Here is a 22,271-nt window from a genome sequence, read left to right as displayed (position 1 = left end):
CGGGGTGGTGATCGCCGCTCGGATGCCGGGACCGGACAGATCGACCGGCGTCGTCTAAGCTGGCGTTTCCCCAGTCTTACAGAGGCAGAGAGGCCGAGCGGATGCCAGAGCGTCGCGAAGACGAACCAGATCGAACGGATCGTCCGGTCGCGGCGGCGGGTGCCGCGAACGGGTTCGCACCCGACGATGCCCTCCCGACGGTGCGCGAGATCCTCGCCCTCGACGCGGTCGCGGCGGGCGTACCGGAGGTGCTGGTGGGCGACGCGGCGCTCGACGCGCGCGTGCGCTGGGTGCACGTCTCCGACAGTGCCGGCGTCGCCCGGCTCCTCGACGGCGGCGAGCTCCTGCTCTCGACCGGGTCGGGCTGGCCGACCGAACCCGAGGAGCTCCGCGCCTTCATCGCCGGGCTGGTCGGGGTCGGCGTCTCGGGTCTCGTCCTCGAACTCGGCGCGCACTACCGCTACGTGCCGGCCGTCGTGCATCGTGCCGCCGCCGAGCACGGGCTGGCGCTCGCGGCCCTGCACCGCGAGGTCAAGTTCGTCGGGCTGACCCAGGCGGTGCACCGCCGGATCATCTCAGAGCAGACGGCGGCGCTGCACGCGCGCGATGAGGTGCGGGAGCGGTTCACGGCGCTCGCGCTGCGCGGCGCTCCGGCCGATTACATCGTGCAGCAGCTCGCGCAGACCCTCGCCGCGCCCGTGCTGCTCGAGAACCTCTCGCACGAGGTCGTCGCAGCCGATCTTCCGCCGGAGTCGGAGGGGGACGTGCTCGCGGGCTGGCAGCTGCGTTCGCGCGACGCGCATCGGCGCTGGGCGCCGGGCGGCGTGCCGGGAGGGCGCGGCGCGGCGTCGAACCCGACCGCGGCGGATCCGGACGCGTGGCTCATCGTGCCCGTCGAGGCTCGCGGCATCCGCTGGGGGCACCTCATCGCGTTGCCCGGGCCGGCGCACCCGGCCGGTCGCACGAGCGTGCTCGAGCAGGGCGCGATCGCGCTCGCGCTCGGCCGGCTCGCCGACGGCGACGACGACACCTGGGGCCGCATCGGGCGGCAGCGACTCGTCGAGCACCTGCTCGGCGGTCGGTTCGCGGCACCGGGCGGCGCGATCGCTCGCCTCGAGGCGGCGGGCCTGCCGGTGCAGGGCGCCGACCTGTACGGCGTGGTCGTGACGGGGCGGGGTGCAGAGGGCGATGCGGATGCCGCGGCTCGCGGGCTCGGCGGGCGCGCGCTCGACGGCCGGCCGGTCGGCACGGGTTCGGCGGCATCCGCTCGCGTCGTGCTGCTGTCGCTGCCGTCCGGCACCCGGTTCGACGACGACGCGGCGCGACGGTTCGCCGCGCAGCTCGTCGCGCGCGGTGAGGGCGCGGTGGGGGATGCCGCGGGGGTCGCGCTCGCGATCGGCGCCCGCGCCGGCGATCTCGACGGCCTGCTCGTCTCCGTGCAGGAGGCGTTCGACCTGTCGCGCACGCCGATCCCGCGCGGCTCGCGCGGCCCGATCGTCCGTCGGTCGCAGGATCGTCCGCTCGTGAAGCTCGTGACGGCGCTGCGCGACGATCACCGTCTGCAGGAGCTCGGCGAGCGCATGCTCGCGCCGCTCATCGAGCACGACCTGGCGCGTGGCGGCGACCTGCTCGACGTGCTCGCGGCGATGCTCGCCCACCCCGGCAATCGCACCGCGGCGGCGCAGGCGAGCCACCTCTCGCGCTCGGTGTTCTACCAGCGGCTGGCGCTCATCGGCGACCTGCTGGACGTCGACCTCGACGACGGCGAGACGCTCACGGCGCTGCATCTCGCACTGCTGGTGCGGCGGAGCGGGGTGCGCTGAGCACCGGCCTCGCGCCATCCGCTACTTGCTCTTGACAAGTGCACTTGCAAAGAGCAAGCTTGCCATGTCGGCCATCCGGCACGACCCGACCTCACAGGGGGAGACCATGACCACCAGCATCTTCGTGAACATCCCGACCGCCGACCTCGACCGGTCGAAAGCGTTCTACACCGCGCTCGGCTATACCATCAACCCGATGTTCAGCGACGAGAACGCCGCGTGCGTCGTCCTCGACGAGAACGTCTACTTCATGGTGCTGACCAGGGAGTACTTCCAGACGTTCACCGAGAAGCAGGTGACCGAGCCGAAGACCCACGCCCAGGCGCTCATCGCCCTGACCTGCGACTCGCGCGAGGCCGTCGACGAGCTCCTGGGCAAGGGACTCGCCGCGGGCGGCTCCGAGCCGCGTCCGGCCAACGACCTCGGCTTCATGTACACGCGCGACATCGAGGACCCCGACGGCAACATCCTCGAGTACTTCTTCATGCACCCCGCGGCCGTCGAGAAGGGGCCCGAGGCGTTCATGGCCGAGCAGGGCGCGGGCGCACCGTCCCCGTCGGCCTGACCGGGCCGATCGCATGGCGTCCCGCGTGCGGGGCTTCGGACAGTACGACGGCGTCGCACGGGCCATCGAGCGGGTCGGCGAGCGTTGGGCGCTGCTCATCGTTCGCGACCTCCTCGTCGGCCCGCGCCGGTACGGCGACCTCAAGGCGAGCCTGCCGCGGATCCCGACGAACATCCTCGCCGACCGGCTGCGCGAGTTGCAGGAGTCGGGCGTCGTGCGGCGCGTGCCCACCGTGCGCGGCGGGTACGAGCTCACGCCGCTCGGTCGAGCGCTCGAACCCGTCGTGGTCGAGCTCGAGCGGTGGGGGTGGTCGGTGCTCGGCGATCCCGGCGAGGAGGAGCGGCTCAGCCACGAGGGGCTCGCGATCGCGCTGCGCTCGGCATTCCGGGCGGAGAGCGCGGCCGACGAGCCCGCGACCGAGTACGTGCTGCACGTCGGGCGCGCGTCGGTCGCGGCGAGCGTCGATGGTCGCGCCCTCGAGGTCGTGCCGATCGGACCCGACGCCGTCCCGCAGCCGCGCCCGACGGACCGGGCGGATGCCGCGGGCTCGAGCGTCGAGTTCGCCCTCGAGCCGTCGGAACTGCGCGACCTGATCGCCGGGCGAGCGGATGCCGCGACCGTGCCGGTGCTCGCAGGTGACGCAGGCGCGGTGGCGCGCTTCGCGCGCACGTTCCGCATCGACCCCGTCCGACCTCCCGAGGACGCGGTCGGCGGCGCCGCGGCATCCGTCGCCTGAACGATCCGCCTTCGCGTGGCAACCCCGTGACGCTCCCCGGCCGGACACGGTAGAAACGCAGCATGGCGACCACCCCGCTCATCCTGGGACCCATGCTGCGTCACGTCGGCGAGACCACGGCGACCGTCTGGGTCGAGACCGATCAGGCCGCGACCGTGCGCGTGCGCGCCGGCGGCCGGACCTGGCAGGCGCGGACCTTCGCGGTCCACGACCACCACTACGCGCTCGTCGAGCTCGACGGGCTCGAGCCCGGTGCGGTGCTGCCCTACGAGGTCGACGTCGACGGCGAACCGGCGTGGCCCGAGGCCGACTCGGAGTACCCGGCATCCGTCATCGCGACCTGGGAGCCGGGCAGGCGACTGCGCCTGGCGTACGGATCATGCCGCACGAGCGTGCCCCACGACCTGGAGGGCAATCTCACCCACGGTGTCGACGCCATGCGCACCTTCGCGCTCGCGCTCGCCGAGGGCTACGCGGAGCGGCCCGACCTGATGATGTTCCTCGGCGACCAGGTCTACGCCGACATCACCTCGGACGAGATGCAGGAGTTCATTCGGAACAGGCGCGACATCGACGAGGAGCCGGGCGAGGAACTGAAGGACTACGAGGAGTACGCGCACCTGTACCGGCTCGCGTGGTCGGACCCGGCCAACCGCTGGCTGCTCTCGACGGTGCCGACCGCGATGATCTTCGACGACCACGACGTGCGCGACGACTGGAACGCCTCGCACGACTGGAAGCGGAAAATGGAGGCCACCTCGTGGTGGCACGGCCGCATCGTGGCCGGGCTCGGCTCGTACTGGGTCTACCAGCACCTCGGCAATCTCACGCCCGACGAGCGGGCCGACGACGAGCTCTGGCAGCGGATCGCCCGCCACGACGGCGACGACGAGCTCGACCTGACCGACGAGGTCGACGCGTTCGCAGACCGGAGCGACCGGGAGCCGACGAGCACGCGGTGGAGCTACACGCGCGACTACGACGACATCCGCCTCGTCGTCGTCGATTCACGGGCGGCACGCGAGCTCGATCCCGACGCCAGGGGGCTGCTCGACGCGGACGAGCTGGCCTGGTTCGACGCGCAGCTGACCGGGGGATTCCGGCACGTGCTCATCGCGACCTCGCTCCCGTTCCTCCTTCCGATGGGACTGCACAACGTCGAGGCGTGGGACGAGGCGATCTCGCAGGGAGCGTGGGGCCGGACGCCGGCGCGCATCGGCGAGGCGCTCCGCCAGGCCGTCGACCTCGAGCACTGGGGCGCCTGGCAGGACACGTTCCAGAAGGTCGCGCGGATGGTCCGGGAGCTCGCTGCGGGCGAGCGCGGGCCTGCCCCGCAGAACGTGCTGTTCCTCGCGGGCGACGTGCACTACTCCTACCTCGCCCAGGTCGACCGGGACGACGTGCCGGGGGCCCGGATCCTGCAGGCGGTCTGCTCGCCGATCCGCAACCCGCTGCCGCGCGTCATGCGCTGGTTCTCGGTCGTGATGTCGTACGGCGCGGCGACGCCGATCGGGCGGCTCGCGGCCCGGTCCGCCAAGGTGCCCGACGCGCCGTTCCGCTGGAGCACCGTGAAGGGGCCGTGGTTCGCGAACAACCTCGCGTTGCTGGTCGACGCGCCCGACGGGCTCCGGCTGTCGTGGCACACGGGCGTGGTCGACGACGGCGACCAGGACCATCCGCACCTCGAGCAGGTCGCCGACGTACGCGTGCCGGCGGATCCGCGAGCGCGCGTGACCTCGGGCTGATGGGGTCGCGGGCCCGCGCCGGGACGCCCGCCCACCCGGCCGACGGTCAGGCCGCGGACTCGCGGGCGCGACCGGCGAACGCGGCGCGGACCTCGTCGTGCGGGAGCGCGACGTTCGCGTGGCCGTCGCGCCCGACCATGTCGCGGGCGGCGACGAGGGCGTTGGCGACGGCCTCCTCGGTCGCCTGGACCACGGCCTCGAAGTAGGGGTCGATCCGGCCCCACGGCACGTAGCGGGCGGTCTCGTAGGGCTCGTCGTCGAGGTCGGCGGTCGGGATGTTCGAGGTGAACGAGCGGGCGTTGCCGGTGGAGCAGGCGAGGAAGATGTCGCCCGAGAAGTGGCTGCCGCTGGTGCCGGTGCGCGCGAGGCCGAGTGGCACGCGCCGTGCGAGCGCCTCGCACTGGCCGGGCAGCAGCGGGGCGTCGGTCACGACGATGCCGATGACGCTGCCGGACCCGGCGCGCACGCGCGCCCGTTCGCCGTCTCGGACGAACCACTCGAGGTCCTCGAACGGGTTCGGCGCCGCCGTGTCGCGGCCGAGCGGCACGCCCGCGAGGCGCAGCTCGTGACGGCTGCCGAAGTTCGCCTGGAGGAACACGCCGACCGTGTGCGTCTCGTCGCCGAACGGGACGATGCGCGAGGCGGTTCCCGAGCCGCCCTTGAAGCCGTAGCAGTTCATGCCGGTGCCGCCGCCGACGTTGCCCTCGGCGACCGGGCCGCTCGCGGCCGACTCGATCGCGAGGATGGCGTGCTCCGGACGCACGTGGTCCGCGTTGATCTGGTTGAGGTAGCCGTCCCAGGTCTCGCCGACGACCGGGAGCATCCACTCCGCCGCGAGCCCCGGGTGCGTCTCGTGCGCCCACCGATCGATGCCGGTGTGCACGGCGCCGACCGCGTGGCTGTTCGTGATGCCGATCGGCAGGGTCAGCGAACCGGCCTCCTCGATCCAGCTGCGACCCGTGAGCTCGCCGTTGCCGTTCAGCGAGTGGATGCCGGCGGCGCACGGGACCCCGGCGCCGTCGCGCCCGCGGGGCAGGATGGCCGTCACCCCGGTGCGGGCGACGTGCGCGTCGCCCGGCTCGCCCGCGATGAGGGTGGCGTAGCCGACCTCGACGCCGGGGACGTCGGTGATCGCGTTCCATGCGCCCGGAGTGCCGTCGAAGGGCACGCCGAGGTCTCGGGCGCGGGTGTGCGGGGCAGCGGTCATCATCGACTCCCGGGAGTTCGAACAATCGTTCAGAATCTTGCGCTTTCGAATCTAACACTCTTGACATCGAGCGTCGACAGGAATCTGAATGCGTGTTCAGGTTCTTTCTCGAGCACCAGCGAGGCACGTGAGGAGACGTGGCAATGACGCAGCACTTCCCCGATTCGACCGTGGTCGATCCGCCGACACCGCCGGACGCGAACGCCGCGGGCAGGCTCGCCGGAGGCCGGCTCCGCGTATGGGACATCGTCTTCTTCGTGGTCTCGGCCGCAGCGCCGCTGACGGTCGTCGCGAGCGCGGCACCGACGACCCTGCGGCTCGGCGGGATCGGCGCCGCCGGCGCCATCCTGATCTGCGGTATCGTCCTGATCCTGTTCGCCGTCGGGTTCACGGCGATGTCCCGCCACGTCCGGAACACCGGGGCGTTCTACGCCTACGCGTCCAAGGGGATCGGCAAGCCGGCCGGGATCGGCACGGCGCTCGTGACCGTCTTCGCCTACATCGCCCTGTCGATCAGCTTCTACGGCTTCCTCGGGTTCTTCGCCGCGCTCACCTTCACGAGCCTCTTCGGGATCGACGTGCCGTGGCCGATCTGGTCGCTCGCGGCGGCCGGTCTCGTCGCGTTCCTGGGGTACCGGAAGGTCGACGTCGGCGCGAAGGTGCTCGCCGTCCTGCTCACGGCCGAGGTCGGCATCCTGCTCGTGCTCTCGATCGGCGTGCTCCTGAACGGCGGACCCGAACCGTGGAGCGCCGCGCCGTTCGCGCCCGAGCACGTCCTGTTCGCGCCGGGCGTCGCCGCGCTGTTCGTCACCGGGTTCGGGGCCTACATCGGGTTCGAGGGCACCGCGATCTACTCGGAGGAGGCGAAGGACCCGGCGCGCACCGTGCCCATCGCCACCTATGTCGCCGTCGGATTCCTCGCCGTGTTCTACGCGTTCACCTTCTGGGTGATCACCGTCGCGTTCGGCGTCGAGGGCGTGCTCGATCTCGTCGCGACCGACGCCTTCACCGAGACCGTCTTCATCGCGGGCGACCAGTACCTCGGCGCATGGGCGGCGACCGCGCTCCAGGTGCTCGTCGTCACGAGCTTCTTCGCGTGCCTGCTGGCCTTCCACAACGCCTCGAGCCGCTACCTGTTCTCGCTGTCCCGCGAGGGACTGCTGCCGGCACCGCTCGCGCGGACGCATCCCACGAGCCGGGCGCCGCACGTGGCCAGCACGGCGATCGCGGCGCTCGCGGTCGTCGCGATCCTGATCGGATGGGCGACCGGCGCCGATCCGATCCTGCAGCTCGGGATCTGGTCGTACGGGACGGGCGTCGCCGGCCTCGTCTTCGCGCAGTCCGTCGCGGCGATCTCGGTCATCGGCTTCTTCGCACGCGACCGACGCGGCCACGGTCTGTTCCGGGTCGTCATCGCGCCGGTGCTCGGCGCAGCCGGGCTCATCACCGGCTTCCTGCTGATCGTGCTCAACTTCGAGTTCGTCACCGGGCTCGATCCCGTCACGAACCTGGTCCTCATCCTCCCGACTCCGATCCTGTTCATCGCCGGTATCGTGTGGGGATTGGCGATCAGGCGTCGCGACCCGGCGCACTACCGGCGACTGGCGGAGCCGATCGACGCCGAGTGACGCGAGGAAGGACGCACGTGAAGCAGTCCACCCGGCAGGCGCAGCGTCGCGACGCACTCGTCGCGGCGCTGCGCCGCGTCGCCGGCGAGCGCGGGATCCTGCAGGCCAACGTGCGCACGGTCGCCGCCGAGGCGGAGGTCAGCGCCGGGAGCGTCCTGTACTACTTCCCGACCTTCGACGACCTGATCGCCGCGGCCGTCGAAGGCGTGCTCGAGGAGTTCTACGAGCGCCGTCGTCGCATCGCCGAGGAGGTCGCCGATCCGGTCGATCGCCTCCGGGCGATGATCGAGGCCGGAATCCCCGACGAGATCAGCGACGACCTGCGGATCCTCTACGAGAGCATCGCGCTGCTCCCGGAGCGGCCGCAGCTCCGTCCGCTCCACCGGTCGATCGTCGAGCGCCAGGTCATGCTCTACCGCACCACGCTCGAGATCGGCGCGGGCGTCGGCGCATTCCGGCCCCGCATGCCGGTCGCCGCCATCGCACGGAACCTCGTCGCGCTCGAGGACTCCTACGACCTGTACCCGCTGCTCGGCCTCGGGCTCGACCGCGCGGAGTGCCGGCGCGCCGTGCTCGACTTCGCCGCGATCGCGCTCGACTGCGAGCTCTGACCGGACCTCCGCCGTGTTCGAGGTTCGGACCCCCTCCGGCGTCGCCGGGCGGTCACCCGCCTCAGCGTGCGATGAAGAGCTTGCGCAGCGTCTCGGTCACGGTCCAGACCGTCGACATGCCGGCGTCGAGCCGCACGATCGACCCGGGCCGCAGCTCGATCGACGGCAGTGCGGGCTCGACGAACTCGACGGTCGCGCGGCCGGCGATCACGAGGAACACCTCGTCGACCTCGACGTCGCGCATGGCACCGGGTGTCATCTCCCAGACGCCGAGTTCGCCGGCGCGAGCACCGTCGGCCGGCTCGTCGAGCGGGGTGTACCCGGTCGACGGCGATCCGGCCACGACCTGGTCGGCGGGCACGGGCTCGTGCGCGAGCTCGAGCCCCGCGGCATCCGTCACCGCACCTGCGGCGAGGCGCGCGATCGCGTCGGCGCTCACGAGTCGAACCCCAGGCCGAGGGCGTCGAGGGTCTTCAGCAGCACGTTGCGTCGTCCTCCGTGGTGGTCGGCGCGATCGAGGGACCAGCGCGTGGCGTTGATCCCGAGGGATGCCGCGGGCTCGGGCGGGAAGGGCAGCGGTCGCGTCTTCACCATCTTCAGGCGCGTGCGCTCGGTGTCGCGGCCGGCCAGCAGGTCGAGCATGGTCTCGGCCATGAACCGCGTCGAGGCGACGCCGAGCCCGGTGAAGCCCGACGCGTAGGCGACGCGGCCGTCGCGTGCGAGGCCCGTGAAGGCCGTGAACTGCGTCGACGTGTCGATCGCGCCGGCCCAGCGGTGCGTGAAGCGCAGGCCCTCGAGCTGCGGGTAGGTCGTGAAGAAGTGGCTCGCGAGCTTCTCGTAGCTCTCGGGGCGGTCCTCGTAGCCCTCCCGGATGCGGCCGCCGAAGTGGTACACCGCGTCGTAGCCGCCGTAGAGGATGCGGCCGTCGCGGGTCATCCGCGAGTAGTGGAACTGGTTCGCCATGTCGCCGACGCCCTGGCGGTTCGCCCAGCCGATCGAGGCGCGCTGCTCGTCGGTCAGCGGCTCGGTCATGAGCACGTAGTCGTAGACGGGCACGGTCATCAGCCGGTTGCGCTTCAGCAGCGACGGGAAGACGTTCGTCGCGAGCACCGCGCGGGTGGCGTCGACGCGGCCGTGCTCGGTGACGAGCTGCACCGCGCCGGTCGACCCGGGGGTGTCGAGGCGGGTCACGGGCGACTGCTCGAAGATCTCGACGCCGGCCTCCTCCGCGACGCGCGCGAGCTCGGCCGCGAGCTTCGCCGGGTGCAGGATGGCGCTGGTGCGCGTGTTCCAGACGGCGCCGAGGTAGGTGGGGGAGTCGATCTCCTGGCGCACCTGGTGCTCGTCGAGCAGTCTCACGGTGTCGTCGCCGCGTGCCGCGGCATCCGCGGCCATCTCGTGCAGCCACTCGACCTGGTGCGGTTCGATCGCGACGTCGAGCGAGCCGTTCCGCTCGAACTCGAAGTCCATGCCGTACTCGGCTTCGGCCGCCTCGATCGCGTCGAGGTTCGCGAGCCCGAGCCGGTCGAGCTCGTCGATCTCGCCGGGCCAGCGGCTGACGCCGTTCTCGCGGCCGTGCGTGAGGCTGGACTCGCAGAAGCCGCCGTTCCGGCCGGACGCCGCCCAGCCGATGCGCTTCGCCTCCAGGAGCACGACGTGCAGGTCGGGGTTCGCCCGCTTGGCGAGCACGGCCGTCCAGAGGCCCGTGTAGCCTCCGCCGACGACCGCGAGGTCGGCGACGGTCGTGCCTGCGAGTCGCGGGCGCGCGGGCTGCGCCTCGTCGGCGAGGTCGTCGAGCCAGAACACGCGGTGCTGCGTGTCGGCGAGGCTGCGGTCGATGACGGATGCCGCGGGGCGGCGGCGTTCGAAGACGGTCGTTCCCATGGTCGGGATCACTCCAAGTCGGTCTGGTGCCTCCATCCTGCCCTATATTGCACAACTGGACAATAGACAGGTCGTGAGGATGGCGAGGCGCGGCCGGACGACCTGTGCAGCGCGGCTGTGGATGAAGGACCCTCGTGTCGGCGGGGCGGGGCAGGATCGATCGCATGCCCGCAGTGCCGCCCGCTCCTCCCGTGCCGCCGCCAGCCCCCGACCTGCTCGAGTTCGACGCCGATCTCTCCGGTCCCGAGCTCGACCTCGAGCAGTGGATCCCGCACTACCTCCCGCAGTGGTCGAGCCGAGAACGCACGCGCGCCCGGTACGACGTGGCCGACGGCGTGCTGCGGCTGCGCGTCGACGCCGACCAGCCGGCGTGGTCGGTCGAGTACGACGGAGCGACGCAGGTGTCGAACCTGCAGACCGCGGTGCGGTCGGGCCCCGTCGGCTCGGTGACGGGACAGCACCCCTTCCGAGACGACCTCGTGGTGCGCGAGGCGCAGGGCGACCTGCGGTTGTTCACCCCGCGCTTCGGTCGCATCGAGATCGTCGCCGCGATCGACGGCATCGACGAGCACGCGATGGCCGCCCTCTGGATGATCGGGCTCGAGGAGGAGCCGTCGCAGTCGGCCGAGATCTGCGTGTTCGAGATCTTCGGCCGCGACATCGCCGCCGACGGCAGCGCGCTCGTCGGCATGGGCGTGCACCCGTTCGACGACCCGGCCATCACCGACGACTTCGAGCAGGTGCGCATGCACGACGACGTGCGCGAGCCGCACCGCTACGCCGTCGACTGGCGGCCCGACGAGGTCGTGTTCTCGATCGACGGACTCGTGCGCAAGCGAGTTCCGCAGTCGCCGCAGTACCCGATGCAGCTCATGCTGAACGTCTACGCCTTCCCGCCCGAGCCGCCCGCGGTCGCCGACTACCCGGAGTCGTTCGCGGTGCACGCGGTGCGGGGGTACCGGGCGGGCTGAGCCCCGCCCCGGTCGGCGAGAGCGCGGTCAGGCGCGGGGTGCGTGCGCCTCGAGGAACTGGTACACCTCGGTCTGGTCCACGCCCGGGAAGGTGCCCGTCGGGAGGGCGGCGAGCAGCGAGGTCGGGGTTCGCGCCGCCGGCCACGAGGCATCCGCCCACTTGCCAGCCAGCTCGTCGGGGGCGCGTCGGCAGCACGACTCGTCGGGGCAGCGCGACACCGCACGATGCGGTGTCTCTCGGCCGCGGAACCACTTCACATGCTCGAACGGCACGCCCACCGAGACCGAGTACTCGCCCTCCTTGGCCTTCTCGATCCGCGACGTGCACCAGAACGTGCCCGACGTCGTATCGGTGTACTGGTACCACGGGCTGAAGCGGTCCTCGACGTCGAACACCGTGCGGGCCGTCCAGTTGCGGCACACGGTCGTCCCCTCGACCGCGCCCAGCGCGTCGGACGGGAAACGCACCGAGTCGTTCTCGTACGCCTTGATGATGGTGCCCGACTCGTGCACCTTCATGAAGTGCACCGGGATGTCGAGGCGAGCCGTCGCCAGGTTCGTGAACCGGTGCGCGGCCGTCTCGTACGAGACCGCGAAGTGGTCGCGGAGCTCCTCCATCGAGATGCGGCGGAGGTTCTTCGCCTCCGTCAGGTAGCGGACGGCCGCCTGCTCGGGCAGCAGGATCGCGGCCGTCAGGTAGTTCGTCTCGATGCGCTGACGGAGGAAGTCGCCGTAGTTGCCCGGCTCCTCGTGGCCGAGCAGGTGACTCGCGAGCGCCTGCAGGATCGGCGAGCGGGAGTCGCGCGAGGGCGACTGCTGGGTCGGCAGGTAGATGCGTCCGTTGCGCTTGTCGGTCACCGAGCGCGTCGAGTGCGGCAGGTCGCCGACGTAGTGCAGCGAGTAGCCGAGGTGGCTCGCCATGTCGGCGACGAGCTGGTGCGAGACCGGGCCGCCCGCGTGGCCGACGGCCTCGAGGAGCTCGGCGGCCTTGGCCTCGAGCTCGGGGTAGAAGTTGTCGCGAGCCCGCATCTCGGCGCGCAGCTGCGCGTTCGCCCGACGGGCCTCCTCCGGCGTCGCCGCCCGCTCGCGGTGCAGTCGGTCGATCTCGTTGTGCAGCGCGAGGATCGTCCCCAGGGTCTGGTCGCTCATGGTCTTCGCCACGCGGAACGGCTCGAGGCCGAGTGCGGAGAACACCGGGCCTCGCTGTGCACGCTCGACGGCGATCTCGAGTGCCGCCCGCTCGGAGGGGGCATCCGGTCGCAGCAGTTCGTCGGCGGTCGTGCCGAGCGCGAGGGCGATGGTCCGGAGCATCGACAGCCGCGGCTCGCGCTTGCCGTTCTCGATGGCGCTCACCTGCGACGGCGCCCGGTCGATCGCCGTGGCGAGCTGCCCGAGGGTCATGCCGGCGCTCAGACGGCGCTCGCGGATGCGGCGGCCGAGCGTGAGGGCGTCGACCTCGTCGGGCGCGACGTCGGGCGACGGCACCGTGAAACCGGTGGATGCCGCGAGGACGGCTGCGGGGCGGACTCGATCGGCGGTGACCATGCCTCATGCTCACACGCGGGCCCGGATGCTGCAAACCGAACTCTCCTCGAAGTTCTGCGTCGGCAGAATCATCACCCCGTTCCGCCTCCCCCTCGGGCTCAACCGGCACTGAAGAACGCCGTGAATTCTGCTGATGGAAGCCAGTCTGTGCAGACGTACGCCGATCGGTCTCGCGTGACCGGTGCACCGGCGAACTTGCTGGGAGCCTTCGCATCTCCCGATCGGGTCGTGGCAGGCTGTTCCGGTCCGCCGCCGCGGACTCGAACGGAGGACCCGAACATGACCCTGCGCGCCCAGACCGCGCTCGCCGTCCCGGCGATCGCAATGCTCCTGCTCGCTGGCTGCACCACCGGTGCCGGCGGTGGGTCGGCCTCGGACGAATCGGACGGAGCATCGGCCGGCTCCGACCAGACGGTCGAAGAGGCCTGCACGGAACTCCGCGGCGGTCTCGACGGGCTCTCCATCGTGGACGGGACTGCCCTCCAGAGCGACCTCGTCAACGATCCCGAGGCGGCGATCGCCACGATGGACGAGGTCGAGTCCGCGATCGTCGCAGCGACCAGCGCAGTCACGAACCCGGAACTCCGGCCGTCGGCTGAGGACGCTGCGGACGCGGCGACGTCGTTCTTCGACCAGGCCCGCGCCGCGGCACAGGATCCGGCGACCGCTGACCCGGCCACCCTGCAGGCCGGACTCAGCACGTTCGCCTCGGCGGTCGGCGAGCTCCAGTCGGCCTGCGGGGGCTGAGGTCGCTGCGGTCCCTTCTGGCATGGCTATGGTCATGCCATGGACCTGGTAGACGTCTGGCCGGCCTTCGGCCTCACCCTGCGCACGCCCCGGCTCGAACTCCGCCCCGTGCGCGACGACGACCTCGTCGGGCTCACGGACGCGGCGCTCGGCGGCATCCACGACCCCGCGGTCATGCCGTTCGCGTTCCCATGGACGGACCAGGCACCGGACGTGATCGGTCGTGAGCTCGCCCGGCACGTCTGGCGCGAGCGCGTCGGCACGACCCCGGACGGCTGGACGCTGCTCTTCGCGGTGATCGAGGACGGTCGTCCGATCGGCGTCCAAGACGTGCGCGCGACGCGGTTCGCAGTGCTCCGCACCGTGTCGACGGGGTCGTGGCTGACCGCGTCACGCCAAGGAATCGGCCTCGGCATCGAGATGCGCGCCGCCGTACTCGCGTTCTGCTTCGACCACCTCGGCGCCGAGGCCGCCGAGTCGGGGGCGATCGACTGGAACGATCGCTCGCTCGGCGTCTCGCGGCACCTCGGTTACGTCGAGAACGGCGAGCGGCGCGTCGTCTCCCGCGCGGATCACGTCGAGCGCGAGGTACTGCTGCGGCTCGAACGCGACGCGTTCATCAGGCCCGAGTGGAGTCTCGAGGTCGCCGGGTTCGACGACGCGGTCCGGGCGCAACTCGGGGCCTGAGCCGGGAGCACGCGCGCGATCAGGCCGCGCGGATCGCGCCCGCATCGTCGGCCGCGAACACGCGCTCGCCCTCGACGAAGGTCTGCTCGACCCGAGTCGCACCGATCTCGTCCGCCGCGCCCGCGAACGGGTCGCGGTCGAGCACGACCAGGTCGGCGTACTTGCCGACCTGGATCGTGCCGGTCACGTCGTCGAGGTGATTCACCCACGCCGATCCGGCCGTGTACGCGGTGAGCGAGGTCGCGAGGTCGATCGCCTGCTCGGGCAGGAACGCCTCGTAGTCGCCCTCGGCGTAGGCCGGAGCAGCCTTCCGGTTCACCGCCGTGTGGATCGCGGCGAGCGGATCGGGTGTCGAGACCGACCAGTCGCTGCCCGCCGCGAGCACCGCGCCGGATCGCAGCAGGTCGCCGAACGGGTACTGCCACGCGCTCCGGGGGTCGCCGAGGAACGGAAGCGTGAGTTCGACCATCTGCGGTTCGAGTGCCGCCCAGAGCGACTGCATGTTCGCGGCGACGCCGAGCTCCCGGAACCGGGGGATGTCCTCGGGATGCACGACCTGGATGTGCGCGATGTGGTGGCGGTGGTCGCTCCGGCCGTTCGCCGCGATCGCGTGCTCGACCGCGTCGAGGCACTCGCGCACCGCTCGGTCGCCGATCGCGTGGAAGTGCAACTGGAAGCCGAGGCGGTCGAGCTCGGCGGCGGCCGGGTTCAGCACGGCCGGGTCGACGAACGAGATGCCCGAGTTGTCGGTGAAGTGCCCGTGGCCGTCGCAGTACGGCTCCAGCATCGACGCCGTGAAGTTCTCGGCGACGCCGTCCTGCATGATCTTGATGCTGGTCGAGGCGAAGCGACCGGCCCGGTACGCGTCGCGCTTCGCGACGAGGTCGGGGATCTGCTCGATGCCGCGCGTGCGGTCCCACCAGATCGCGCCGACGACTCGCCCGGTGAGCTTCCCGGCGTTCGCGGCCGCGACGTACGCGGGGCCCGGGTCGCCGGCGTCGCCGTACGTCCCGACGATCGCGTCCTGCCAGGCGGTCACGCCGTACGAGTGCAGGTACCGCTGGCCGAGGAGCACGGCCTCGGTCAGCGTCTCGAGGCTCGTCTCGGGGAGCAGGCGGTTCACGAGCGACATCGCGCCCTCGTGCAGCGTGCCCGACGGGTTGCCGTCGGCGTCGCGCTCGATGCGGCCGTCGGCCGGGTCGGTGGTGTCGCGGTCGATTCCCGCGAGCCGCAGGGCGGCCGAGTTCACCCACGCGCCGTGCCCGTCGCGGTTCGGCAGGAACGCCGGGCGGTCGGGCACGACCCGGTCGAGCGCCGCGGCGGTCGGGGTGCCGCCGGGGAACGCCGACATCGACCATCCGCCGCCGAGCACCCACTCGTCGTCGGGGTGCGCTGCCGAGTACTCGGCGATGCGCGCCAGGTACTCGTCCTGCGTCGACAGCTCGGCGAGGTCGCAGCGCATGAGGTCGAGTCCGCCCCAGACCGGGTGCACATGGGCGTCCTGGAAGCCGGGCACGAGCAGCCGTCCCCGGAGGTCGACGACCTCCGTCGACGAGCCCACCAGGTCGCGGACGTCGTCGTCCGACCCGACGGCGACGATCCGGCCGCCGCGGACGGCGACCGCGGATGCTCGCGACCGCACGGTGTCGGCCGTGAAGACGGGGCCGCCGGTGAAGACGAGGTCGGCGTGGGGCATGTGCGTGGGTCCTTTCGTGTGATGCAGGTCTCGATACGGCCTTCGGCCTACTCGACCACCGGGGCCGGATGCCGCGCGCGGAGCGTCAGCCGCCCGACATCGTGCGCGCGATCTGCGTCGCGGAGTCGCCGGCGCGCTTCAGCACGACCGCGACGAGGGCGAGGGCCGCGAGGGTGAGCAGCAGCATCACCGTCGAGACCGCCGCGATCTCGGGCCGGAGTCCGCCGCGCAGGGCGCTCAGCACGTAGACGGGCCACGGCGTCGAGCCGGAGACCTGCACGAACGCCGCGACGACCGTGTTGTCGAGGCTCAGCGTGAACGAGAGCAGCAGGCCCGCGAGCACGGCGGGCATCGCGAGCGGCAGCGTCACGCGGCGGAAGGTCGTGAACGGCCTCGCGTACAGGTCGGCCGACGCCTCCTCGAGCTGTGCGTCGAGCCCGACGAGGCGGGCGCGCACGATGTACGTCACGACGGCGGTCGAGAACAGCGAGTGACCGACGACGAGTCGCACGGTGCCGTCGTTGAAGATCGACAGTCCGGCGTCCTGGCCGAGGAAGACCAGCCACGGCAGCAGCGCCACGGCGTCGACGATCTCCGGGGTGACCGAGACGAGCAGCAGGAGCCCGATGAACCAGAGCGCCCACTTACCGGGCTTCCTGGCGAGCGCGATGCCGGCGAGCGTGCCGAGCAGCGTCGCGAGCACCGCCGCGATCGCACCGGTCCGGAGCGACACCGCGACGGCGTCGCGCACCGCCGGCTTCTCCCAGAGCGCCCGGTACGGCTCGAACCCGAACTCGTTCCACGCGATGAGCAGGCGTCCGTTGTTGAACGAGTAGACGAGGATCACGACGATCGGCGCGAACAGGAACAGGAAGACGAGCACGCTCCACACCGTCAGGCCGATGTCGACCGGGGAGCGTCGTGGGCGGCGGCGGGGCGCGACGGGTGCGTCGGTCGCGCGGGGTGCGGATGCCGCGGCGGTTCCGATCGCGGCATCCGTCGTCGTCTCGGGTGCGGTGGTGGTCATGCCGAGGCCTCCAGGACGACGCGGTTGCGGGCTCGGAACGGCAGCGACACGAGCCACAGCAGGAGCCCGATCGCGGCCGCCGAGACCATGATCACGAGGATGAGCAGGACGGCCATCGCCGAGCCGAGCGCCCAGTTCTGCGCGGCCTGGAACTGGCTGGCCACGAGCTGGCCGACCATGTTGCCCTGCGCCCCGCCGAGCACGGTCGCCGTGATGTAGTCGCCCATGAGCGGGATGTAGACGAGCAGCAGGCCGACGATGATGCCCGGCCGCGCGAGGGGGAAGGTCACCCGCAGGAAGGTGGAGACGCGGTTCGCCCCGAGGTCCTTCGACGCCTCGCGGAGCGCCGGCCCGACGCGGTCGAATGCGACGAACAGCGGCAGGATCATGAGCGGCAGGTAGTTGTAGACCACGCCGATGAGCACCGCGGTGCGGGTGTACAGGATCTCGAGCGGGCCCTCGGTGATGCCGACGGTCTGCAGGAGCTGCGACATCCAGCCCTCGGGGGCGAGGATGATCTGCCAGCCGATGGTGCGCACGAGGAAGTTCGTCCAGTACGGCACCATCACGAGTGCGATGAGGAGGCCCCGTCGGTTCGCGGGCGCCTTCACCGCCATCCAGTACGCCACCGGCAGGCCGATGGCCAGGCAGAGCAGGGTGCCCGCGATGCCGACCCACAGCGTGTTGAGGAACACGTCGAAGAAGGTCGGTGTGAGGGCCTCGGCGTACCGGTCGAACGACAGCACGTCGGTCGCGTGCGTGCCGAAGATGCCCGGCTTGTAGCCGAAGCTGAAGTACAGCACCGCGCCGACCGGTACGACGAAGAAGGTGACGAGCCACGCCCACGCGGGGATCGCGAGGGCGAAGCTCGGCAGGCGGAGACTACGCACCGGCGGCGGCCTTCGCCTTGTTCCAGATGTCGACGTTGGCCTGCTGGGCCTCGTTGACCTCGCCGTCGTGCATGGTCGCGATCTGCTCCTCCGTGAAGAACACGAGGTCGAGCATCTCGAGGCCGGCCTCATTCGCGGCGTCCTCGATGCCCGCGGCACCCGTGTGGTAGCCGATGTAGTCGACCTGGAGGAGCTGGTTCTCGGGCACCATGGTCCAGTCGATGAACGCGTGCGCGGCCTCGGGGTGCGGAGCGCCGACCGGGATCGCCCAGTTGTCCATCCAGAGTTCGGTCGCGGGCGAGCCGAGCACCCACTGCCAGCGGTCGGGGTCGGGCGACTCCATGATGCCGATGCGGGCGTCGCCGTTCCACGCCTGCATGAGCACCTGCGTGGCCTGCGGGATCGCCTGGCCGCCGGGGTAGGAGTCGAACGCCGAGATGTGCGGCGCGAGGGTGTTCACGATGAAGTCCTCGCACGCCGCGATCTCGGCCTCGTCGGTGGTGTTCCAGTCGATGCCGTTCGCCCAGTAGTAGAGGCCCGTGACCTCGGCCGGGTCGTCGAGGACGCTGGTCTTGCCGCTCGCCTCGTTCTGCGCGGCGTCGAGGAAGTCGTTCCAGTCCTTCAGCTCGCGCGTGATGACGGTCTTGTCGTAGACGAAGCCCGTGGTGCCCCACGCCTTGCAGATCGAGTACTCGTTCTCGGGGTCCCAGCTGCGGCCGAGGAAGGCCGGGTCCATGTGCTCGAGGTTCGGCAGCAGGTCCTTGTTGAGCTTCTGGACGATGCCGTTCTCGATCATCTGCGGGATGAACGCACCGGTCGGCACGATGATGTCGTAGCCCGAGGTGCCCTTCGCGGCGACGAGCTTGGAGATGAGCTCCTCGTTCGAGCCGTACGAGTCGAACGTGACCTTCGGGCCGAAGTCGGCGGTGAAGGACTCGACGACCTCGGGGGAGTCGTAGTCGCCCCACGTGTAGATGCTGAGCGAACCCTCGAGTTCGCCGCCGGTGGCGACGGGCGCCGACGACGTGCCGCCGCCGGGCGACGAGCAGGCGGCGAGGAACGCCGTGCCGCCCATGGCGGCGGCGAAGCTCAGGAACCGGCGGCGATCGATCGCGCGCTGGAGGATCGGCACCTGCTCGGTGCTCGCGAGGATCCGGATGGGGGTGGACTTCTCGGCCATGTCGCTCCTTCGGGGGTGTGGGTCGCAGGACGGGCGGGGTGGGGGTCAGTGCGTCGGCGGCGCGACGTAGCCGCCGGCGGCGGCCGCGTCGTCGGAGGGGAAGACCTGCACGCTCGCGTCGTTCCACGAGCACGAGACGGCCGCGCCGACGGCGAGGTCGGGCGCCTCCGGGGTGGGGCGGCGGGCGATGAGGCTCTGGTCGTCGCCGAGGCGCACGAGGTACTGCATGGTCTCGCCGAGATGCGAGACACCCAGCAGGGTGCCCTGCACGCGGTTCGCGCTGGTCGCCGGGGCGCCGGCCGCGGCATCCGCCTCGATGCGCACGAACTCGGGGCGCACCGCGGCCTGCACCGAGGTGCCGTCGGCGATCGGTGCGAGACGGTCCGAGCGGATGCCGCGCACGAGGCCGTGCACGGAATCCACCGCCGCTCCGCCCTCCGTCGCGGTCCCGCGGAAGAAGTTCTGCTGGCCGACGAACGCGGCGACGTAGGCCGAGGTCGGGCGGGCGTAGATCGTGTCGGCGTCGGCGAGCTGCTCGATGCGGCCGTCGCGCATGATCGCGATGCGGTCGCTCATCGACAGGGCCTCGCCCTGGTCGTGCGTGACGAACACGAAGGTGATGCCGAGCCGCGACTGGAGCAGCTTCAGCTCGAGCTGCATCTCCTCGCGCAGCTGCCGGTCGAGCGCTCCGAGCGGTTCGTCGAGGAGGAGCACCGAGGGGCGGTTGACGAGCGCGCGGGCGAGGGCCACGCGCTGCTGCTGACCGCCGGAGAGCTGCGTGGGCTTGCGGTCGGCGAACCGGCGCATCTGCACGAGGTCGAGCGCCTCGGAGACGCGCTGCCGCACCTCGGCCTTCGGCGTGCGGCGCTGCTGGAGGCCGTAGGCGACGTTCTCGGCGACCGTCATGTGCGGGAAGAGCGCGTACGCCTGGAAGACCGTGTTCACGTCGCGGCGGTAGGGCGGCGCCCCCAGGACGGATCGTCCGGAGATCAGGATGTCGCCCTCGTCCGGCTGCTCGAAGCCGGCGATCATGCGCAGGGTCGTGGTCTTGCCGCACCCGGACGGGCCGAGCAGGGAGATGAACTCGCCCGGCTGGATGGTGAGCGACAGTCCGTCGACCGCGATCGCGTCGCCGTAGCGCTTCGTGACCTGCCGGAGTTCGACGGATCCGGATGCGGCATCCCGCTCGTCGGTGGGGGAGACGGTCCTCGCCTCGGTCGCTGTCGTCACCTGTGGGCACCTCCGGTTCACTGACGCCGCGTCGCGTCCGGCCATTCAAACCCCCTGTTGCACGCGTGTGCAATGGACAGGTGGATAACCGGACGAACCATCCCTTCGGAAGGTCGCGCCTGACAGATCGTCCGGGCGATCGTCACGCGGGCGAAACAGTCGGCGGCCGTTCGTCATGCGGGCGAAACGCGAGCGGCCGCATCCGCCCGTCGCGGCGCCCCGCCTCACTCGAAGGCGAACAGCGGCGGGAACGCGACGACCACCACGGCGGCCCACGCGACGTAGACCGGCAGGTAGGCGGTCTGCCACCGCTCGAGTCGGATGAACGCGGCACGTCCGCGCAGGAATCCGAGGTGCAGCCAGGCCGCCCGCGCGAGGTTCACGAGCAGGATGAGGTTCAGGCCGAGCGAGGCCGTCTTGTTCGCGCTGAAGCCGAACTCGCCGATGCGCCCGACCATCGCGACGAGCACGATGAGGTCGACGACGAGTGCGCCGGCCAGCATCACGAACTGGATCCGCTCGAACCATCCCGCAGGAACGAGCGGGTCGCGCGCCGAGTACGAGTAGACGAGCAGCGCGAGTGCGACGACCAGCACGAGGTCGAACGCGATCAGGAGATCCCGGTTCGCGTCGACGAGGTTCCACTGCAGTGCCGCGGCGGCGACGAGCGCGATCAGCATGAGCGCGAACAGCGGCGTGAAGACCCTCGTCAGCACCGGAGCGATGTTCTCGATGACACGTTGCTTCGCCTCGACGAGCCAGGCGGCCACGAGCACCGCGCCGGCGGCGCCGCACGGGATCACCCACTCGCCCACGAACAGCAGGACGTCGACCCCGATCGACCCGAACACCGCGACGGCGAGCATCGAGAGGCCGCCGCCGACGAGCGCGATGAGCAGGTAGTACACGGCCCACTCGCCGCTGAATCGGATGAAGTCCATGCGCGCGTCGCTGCTCCGCCAGTCGCCTGCGGCGTAGGCGACGCCCGTGACGAGCCACAGCGCGACGGCGGCGTGGACGGCCGCCAGCAGTTCCGTCATCGACGGATCGGTCGCGAACGCGACGGTGCCGGTGCCGGTGCCGGGAGCGAACGGGTAGGCGTTCAGCACCACGGCCGCGATCGCGAAGGCCCCGGCGATGCCGGCGAGCGCACCCAGAGGTGGCCGGTGCCGCCACGCGAACCAGGCGGCGAGGAAGGGCAGCACGAGGATCGGGGCGTTGCGGAGGAAGAACGTCGGGTCGACGCCGACGAGGTCGGCGACCTTCACCGCGAGGCCCGCGCCGACGCCGAGTCCGAGGGCGACGGCGAGGCCGTTCGCGCGGCGGGGGAGCGAGCTCGGTGCGTCCGACGCGTCGCGGTCGCCGGATGTCGCGGAGCGCCCGCCGCCGTCCGGTCCGTCGTCGAGCACGAGCTGCTTCCAGAGTCGTTCGGAGTGCACGCGCGCGTACTCGCGCGAGAGGTCGTCGACCGCGCCGAGGCGCTTCACGGCGACGAGGAAGGCCTCGTCGTCGTGGAGGCCGGCGGCGCGCAGCGAGTCCACGCGATCGAGCAGGTGGCCCTCGAGTTCCTCGACGTCCGGCGCACTGAGCGCGTCGTGTCGTTCGAGCCACTCGCGCCACGAGGCGACGAGTCGGTCGAGCTCGTGCCGTTCGTCGAGCGCCATGTCAGGCACCTCCGAGCGCGAGTCGGGCCGAACCTCCGCTGCCCGGCCCGTCCGGCCAGACCTTCGCGAGCACGTCGCCGACGACGTCCCATTGGCGTCGCTGCTCGGCGAGCGTGGCCGCACCCTGCGAGCTCAGCCGGTAGTGCTTGCGCGGGCGACCGGACGGCGACGCCCCCCACTCCGACTCGACGTGGCCGAGCCGCTCGAGGCGGTGCAGCAGCGGGTAGAGCATGCCGTCGCTCCACTCGAGCTCTCCGCCGGAGAGCTCCGAGATCCGCTGCAGGATCGCGTAGCCGTACGATTCGCCCTCGGCGAGGATGCCGAGCACGACCGGCGTGGCCGCGGCGGCCACGAGGTCCTTGCCGATGCGCATGCGTGCCGTTCCTCCCGTGTCGGGGCGGCGCCCCGGTGCCCATACCTTGCAGTGCAAGGTAC

General features: G+C 71.4%; 20 protein-coding genes. 9 read left to right on the top strand and 11 right to left on the bottom strand.

The window, feature by feature from the left end; translation table 11 throughout:
* Positions 1–101 precede the first annotated feature (101 nt).
* The 4 genes from ACIQH8_RS04835 to ACIQH8_RS04820 all read left to right on the top strand — a co-directional run bounded on the left by ACIQH8_RS04835 (position 102) and on the right by ACIQH8_RS04820 (position 4,869).
* Positions 102–1,823: a PucR family transcriptional regulator ligand-binding domain-containing protein gene (locus ACIQH8_RS04835; protein ID WP_400995422.1), complete on the top strand. Its 1,722-nt coding sequence runs from the start codon at positions 102–104 to the stop codon at positions 1,821–1,823.
* 106 nt (positions 1,824–1,929) lie between these two features.
* Positions 1,930–2,388 (top strand): VOC family protein, encoded by a 459-nt coding sequence (locus tag ACIQH8_RS04830; protein WP_400995420.1) that lies wholly within the window; start codon positions 1,930–1,932, stop codon positions 2,386–2,388.
* A 25-nt stretch (positions 2,389–2,413) separates the two neighbouring features.
* Entirely contained in the window at positions 2,414–3,124 is a 711-nt protein-coding gene (locus ACIQH8_RS04825; protein WP_400995418.1) for a winged helix-turn-helix transcriptional regulator, read from the top strand.
* 62 nt (positions 3,125–3,186) lie between these two features.
* Entirely contained in the window at positions 3,187–4,869 is a 1,683-nt protein-coding gene (locus ACIQH8_RS04820) for an alkaline phosphatase D family protein (protein ID WP_400995415.1), read from the top strand.
* Between the two features lie 46 nt (positions 4,870–4,915).
* Here ACIQH8_RS04820 and ACIQH8_RS04815 read toward each other — a convergent pair whose 3' ends face one another.
* A complete protein-coding gene (locus ACIQH8_RS04815; RefSeq protein WP_400995413.1) occupies positions 4,916–6,076 on the bottom strand; it encodes a P1 family peptidase in 1,161 nt (386 codons plus the stop codon).
* 143 nt (positions 6,077–6,219) lie between these two features.
* Here ACIQH8_RS04815 and ACIQH8_RS04810 point away from each other — a divergent pair, with 143 nt between their 5' ends.
* A complete protein-coding gene (locus ACIQH8_RS04810; protein WP_400995411.1) occupies positions 6,220–7,704 on the top strand; it encodes an APC family permease in 1,485 nt (494 codons plus the stop codon).
* A 17-nt stretch (positions 7,705–7,721) separates the two neighbouring features.
* Positions 7,722–8,315: a TetR/AcrR family transcriptional regulator gene (locus tag ACIQH8_RS04805; RefSeq protein ID WP_400995409.1), complete on the top strand. Its 594-nt coding sequence runs from the start codon at positions 7,722–7,724 to the stop codon at positions 8,313–8,315.
* A gap of 61 nt (positions 8,316–8,376) precedes the next feature.
* On the opposite strand, the gene ACIQH8_RS04800 is transcribed toward ACIQH8_RS04805, so the two are convergent.
* Positions 8,377–8,754, bottom strand: a complete 378-nt coding sequence (locus tag ACIQH8_RS04800; RefSeq protein ID WP_400995407.1) for a cupin domain-containing protein — start codon at positions 8,752–8,754, stop codon at positions 8,377–8,379.
* On the bottom strand, positions 8,751–10,199 hold the full coding sequence (locus tag ACIQH8_RS04795; protein WP_400995405.1) for an NAD(P)/FAD-dependent oxidoreductase: 1,449 nt from the start codon (positions 10,197–10,199) through the stop codon (positions 8,751–8,753). Before ACIQH8_RS04795 ends, ACIQH8_RS04800 begins: the two co-directional genes overlap by 4 nt.
* Before the next feature lie 164 nt (positions 10,200–10,363).
* Between ACIQH8_RS04795 and ACIQH8_RS04790 the strand changes: the two genes are divergently transcribed.
* Entirely contained in the window at positions 10,364–11,170 is an 807-nt protein-coding gene (locus ACIQH8_RS04790) for a glycoside hydrolase family 16 protein (protein ID WP_400995403.1), read from the top strand.
* 27 nt (positions 11,171–11,197) lie between these two features.
* Here the strand turns inward: ACIQH8_RS04790 and ACIQH8_RS04785 are convergent, their stop codons facing one another.
* Positions 11,198–12,715 carry a helix-turn-helix domain-containing protein gene (locus tag ACIQH8_RS04785; RefSeq protein WP_400995401.1) on the bottom strand — a complete coding sequence of 506 codons (1,518 nt, stop codon included), beginning with the start codon at positions 12,713–12,715 and terminating at the stop codon, positions 11,198–11,200.
* 279 nt (positions 12,716–12,994) lie between these two features.
* On the opposite strand from ACIQH8_RS04785, the gene ACIQH8_RS04780 reads away from it, so the two are divergent.
* Positions 12,995–13,462, top strand: a complete 468-nt coding sequence (locus ACIQH8_RS04780) for a hypothetical protein (RefSeq protein ID WP_400995399.1) — start codon at positions 12,995–12,997, stop codon at positions 13,460–13,462.
* A gap of 39 nt (positions 13,463–13,501) precedes the next feature.
* A complete protein-coding gene (locus ACIQH8_RS04775; RefSeq protein WP_400995396.1) occupies positions 13,502–14,149 on the top strand; it encodes a GNAT family N-acetyltransferase in 648 nt (215 codons plus the stop codon).
* 19 nt (positions 14,150–14,168) lie between these two features.
* Here the strand turns inward: ACIQH8_RS04775 and ACIQH8_RS04770 are convergent, their stop codons facing one another.
* From ACIQH8_RS04770 to ACIQH8_RS04740, 7 genes are all read right to left on the bottom strand, one after another.
* A complete protein-coding gene (locus tag ACIQH8_RS04770) occupies positions 14,169–15,845 on the bottom strand; it encodes an amidohydrolase (protein ID WP_400995394.1) in 1,677 nt (558 codons plus the stop codon).
* An 85-nt stretch (positions 15,846–15,930) separates the two neighbouring features.
* Positions 15,931–16,872: an ABC transporter permease gene (locus tag ACIQH8_RS04765; protein WP_400995391.1), complete on the bottom strand. Its 942-nt coding sequence runs from the start codon at positions 16,870–16,872 to the stop codon at positions 15,931–15,933.
* Positions 16,869–17,762 (bottom strand): ABC transporter permease, encoded by an 894-nt coding sequence (locus tag ACIQH8_RS04760; RefSeq protein ID WP_400995389.1) that lies wholly within the window; start codon positions 17,760–17,762, stop codon positions 16,869–16,871. Before ACIQH8_RS04760 ends, ACIQH8_RS04765 begins: the two co-directional genes overlap by 4 nt.
* Positions 17,755–18,942 (bottom strand): spermidine/putrescine ABC transporter substrate-binding protein, encoded by a 1,188-nt coding sequence (locus ACIQH8_RS04755; RefSeq protein WP_400995387.1) that lies wholly within the window; start codon positions 18,940–18,942, stop codon positions 17,755–17,757. The genes ACIQH8_RS04760 and ACIQH8_RS04755 overlap by 8 nt, the downstream gene beginning before the upstream one ends.
* 45 nt (positions 18,943–18,987) lie before the next feature.
* Positions 18,988–20,172, bottom strand: coding sequence for an ABC transporter ATP-binding protein (locus ACIQH8_RS04750; protein WP_400995384.1), 1,185 nt, complete (start codon positions 20,170–20,172; stop codon positions 18,988–18,990).
* A 224-nt stretch (positions 20,173–20,396) separates the two neighbouring features.
* Complete coding sequence (locus ACIQH8_RS04745) at positions 20,397–21,836, bottom strand: permease prefix domain 1-containing protein (RefSeq protein WP_400995382.1); 1,440 nt, start codon at positions 21,834–21,836, stop codon at positions 20,397–20,399.
* 1 nt (position 21,837) lies between these two features.
* Positions 21,838–22,209 carry a PadR family transcriptional regulator gene (locus ACIQH8_RS04740; protein WP_400995380.1) on the bottom strand — a complete coding sequence of 124 codons (372 nt, stop codon included), beginning with the start codon at positions 22,207–22,209 and terminating at the stop codon, positions 21,838–21,840.
* Between the last annotated feature and the right edge of the window lie 62 nt (positions 22,210–22,271).

This window comes from Agromyces sp. GXQ0307, from assembly GCF_044769845.1.
Classification (GTDB): Bacteria; Actinomycetota; Actinomycetes; order Actinomycetales; family Microbacteriaceae; genus Agromyces.
Note: the sequence above shows the minus strand (reverse complement) of the source record. Positions and strands in the feature narration are given on the sequence as shown.

Bases quoted from the DNA above. Each gene is read 5' to 3' on its own strand.
- ACIQH8_RS04835 (WP_400995422.1), top strand. From the start codon at position 102: ATGCCAGAGCGTCGCGAAGACGAACCAGATCGAACGGATCGTCCGGTC.
- ACIQH8_RS04820 (WP_400995415.1), top strand. From the start codon at position 3,187: ATGGCGACCACCCCGCTCATCCTGGGACCCATGCTGCGTCACGTCGGC.
- ACIQH8_RS04755 (WP_400995387.1), bottom strand. From the start codon at position 18,942: ATGGCCGAGAAGTCCACCCCCATCCGGATCCTCGCGAGCACCGAGCAG.
- ACIQH8_RS04815 (WP_400995413.1), bottom strand. From the start codon at position 6,076: ATGACCGCTGCCCCGCACACCCGCGCCCGAGACCTCGGCGTGCCCTTC.
- ACIQH8_RS04740 (WP_400995380.1), bottom strand. From the start codon at position 22,209: ATGCGCATCGGCAAGGACCTCGTGGCCGCCGCGGCCACGCCGGTCGTG.
- ACIQH8_RS04790 (WP_400995403.1), top strand. From the start codon at position 10,364: ATGCCCGCAGTGCCGCCCGCTCCTCCCGTGCCGCCGCCAGCCCCCGAC.
- ACIQH8_RS04830 (WP_400995420.1), top strand. From the start codon at position 1,930: ATGACCACCAGCATCTTCGTGAACATCCCGACCGCCGACCTCGACCGG.
- ACIQH8_RS04765 (WP_400995391.1), bottom strand. From the start codon at position 16,872: ATGACCACCACCGCACCCGAGACGACGACGGATGCCGCGATCGGAACC.
- ACIQH8_RS04775 (WP_400995396.1), top strand. From the start codon at position 13,502: ATGGACCTGGTAGACGTCTGGCCGGCCTTCGGCCTCACCCTGCGCACG.
- ACIQH8_RS04785 (WP_400995401.1), bottom strand. From the start codon at position 12,715: ATGGTCACCGCCGATCGAGTCCGCCCCGCAGCCGTCCTCGCGGCATCC.
- ACIQH8_RS04745 (WP_400995382.1), bottom strand. From the start codon at position 21,836: ATGGCGCTCGACGAACGGCACGAGCTCGACCGACTCGTCGCCTCGTGG.
- ACIQH8_RS04810 (WP_400995411.1), top strand. From the start codon at position 6,220: ATGACGCAGCACTTCCCCGATTCGACCGTGGTCGATCCGCCGACACCG.
- ACIQH8_RS04770 (WP_400995394.1), bottom strand. From the start codon at position 15,845: ATGCCCCACGCCGACCTCGTCTTCACCGGCGGCCCCGTCTTCACGGCC.
- ACIQH8_RS04795 (WP_400995405.1), bottom strand. From the start codon at position 10,199: ATGGGAACGACCGTCTTCGAACGCCGCCGCCCCGCGGCATCCGTCATC.
- ACIQH8_RS04780 (WP_400995399.1), top strand. From the start codon at position 12,995: ATGACCCTGCGCGCCCAGACCGCGCTCGCCGTCCCGGCGATCGCAATG.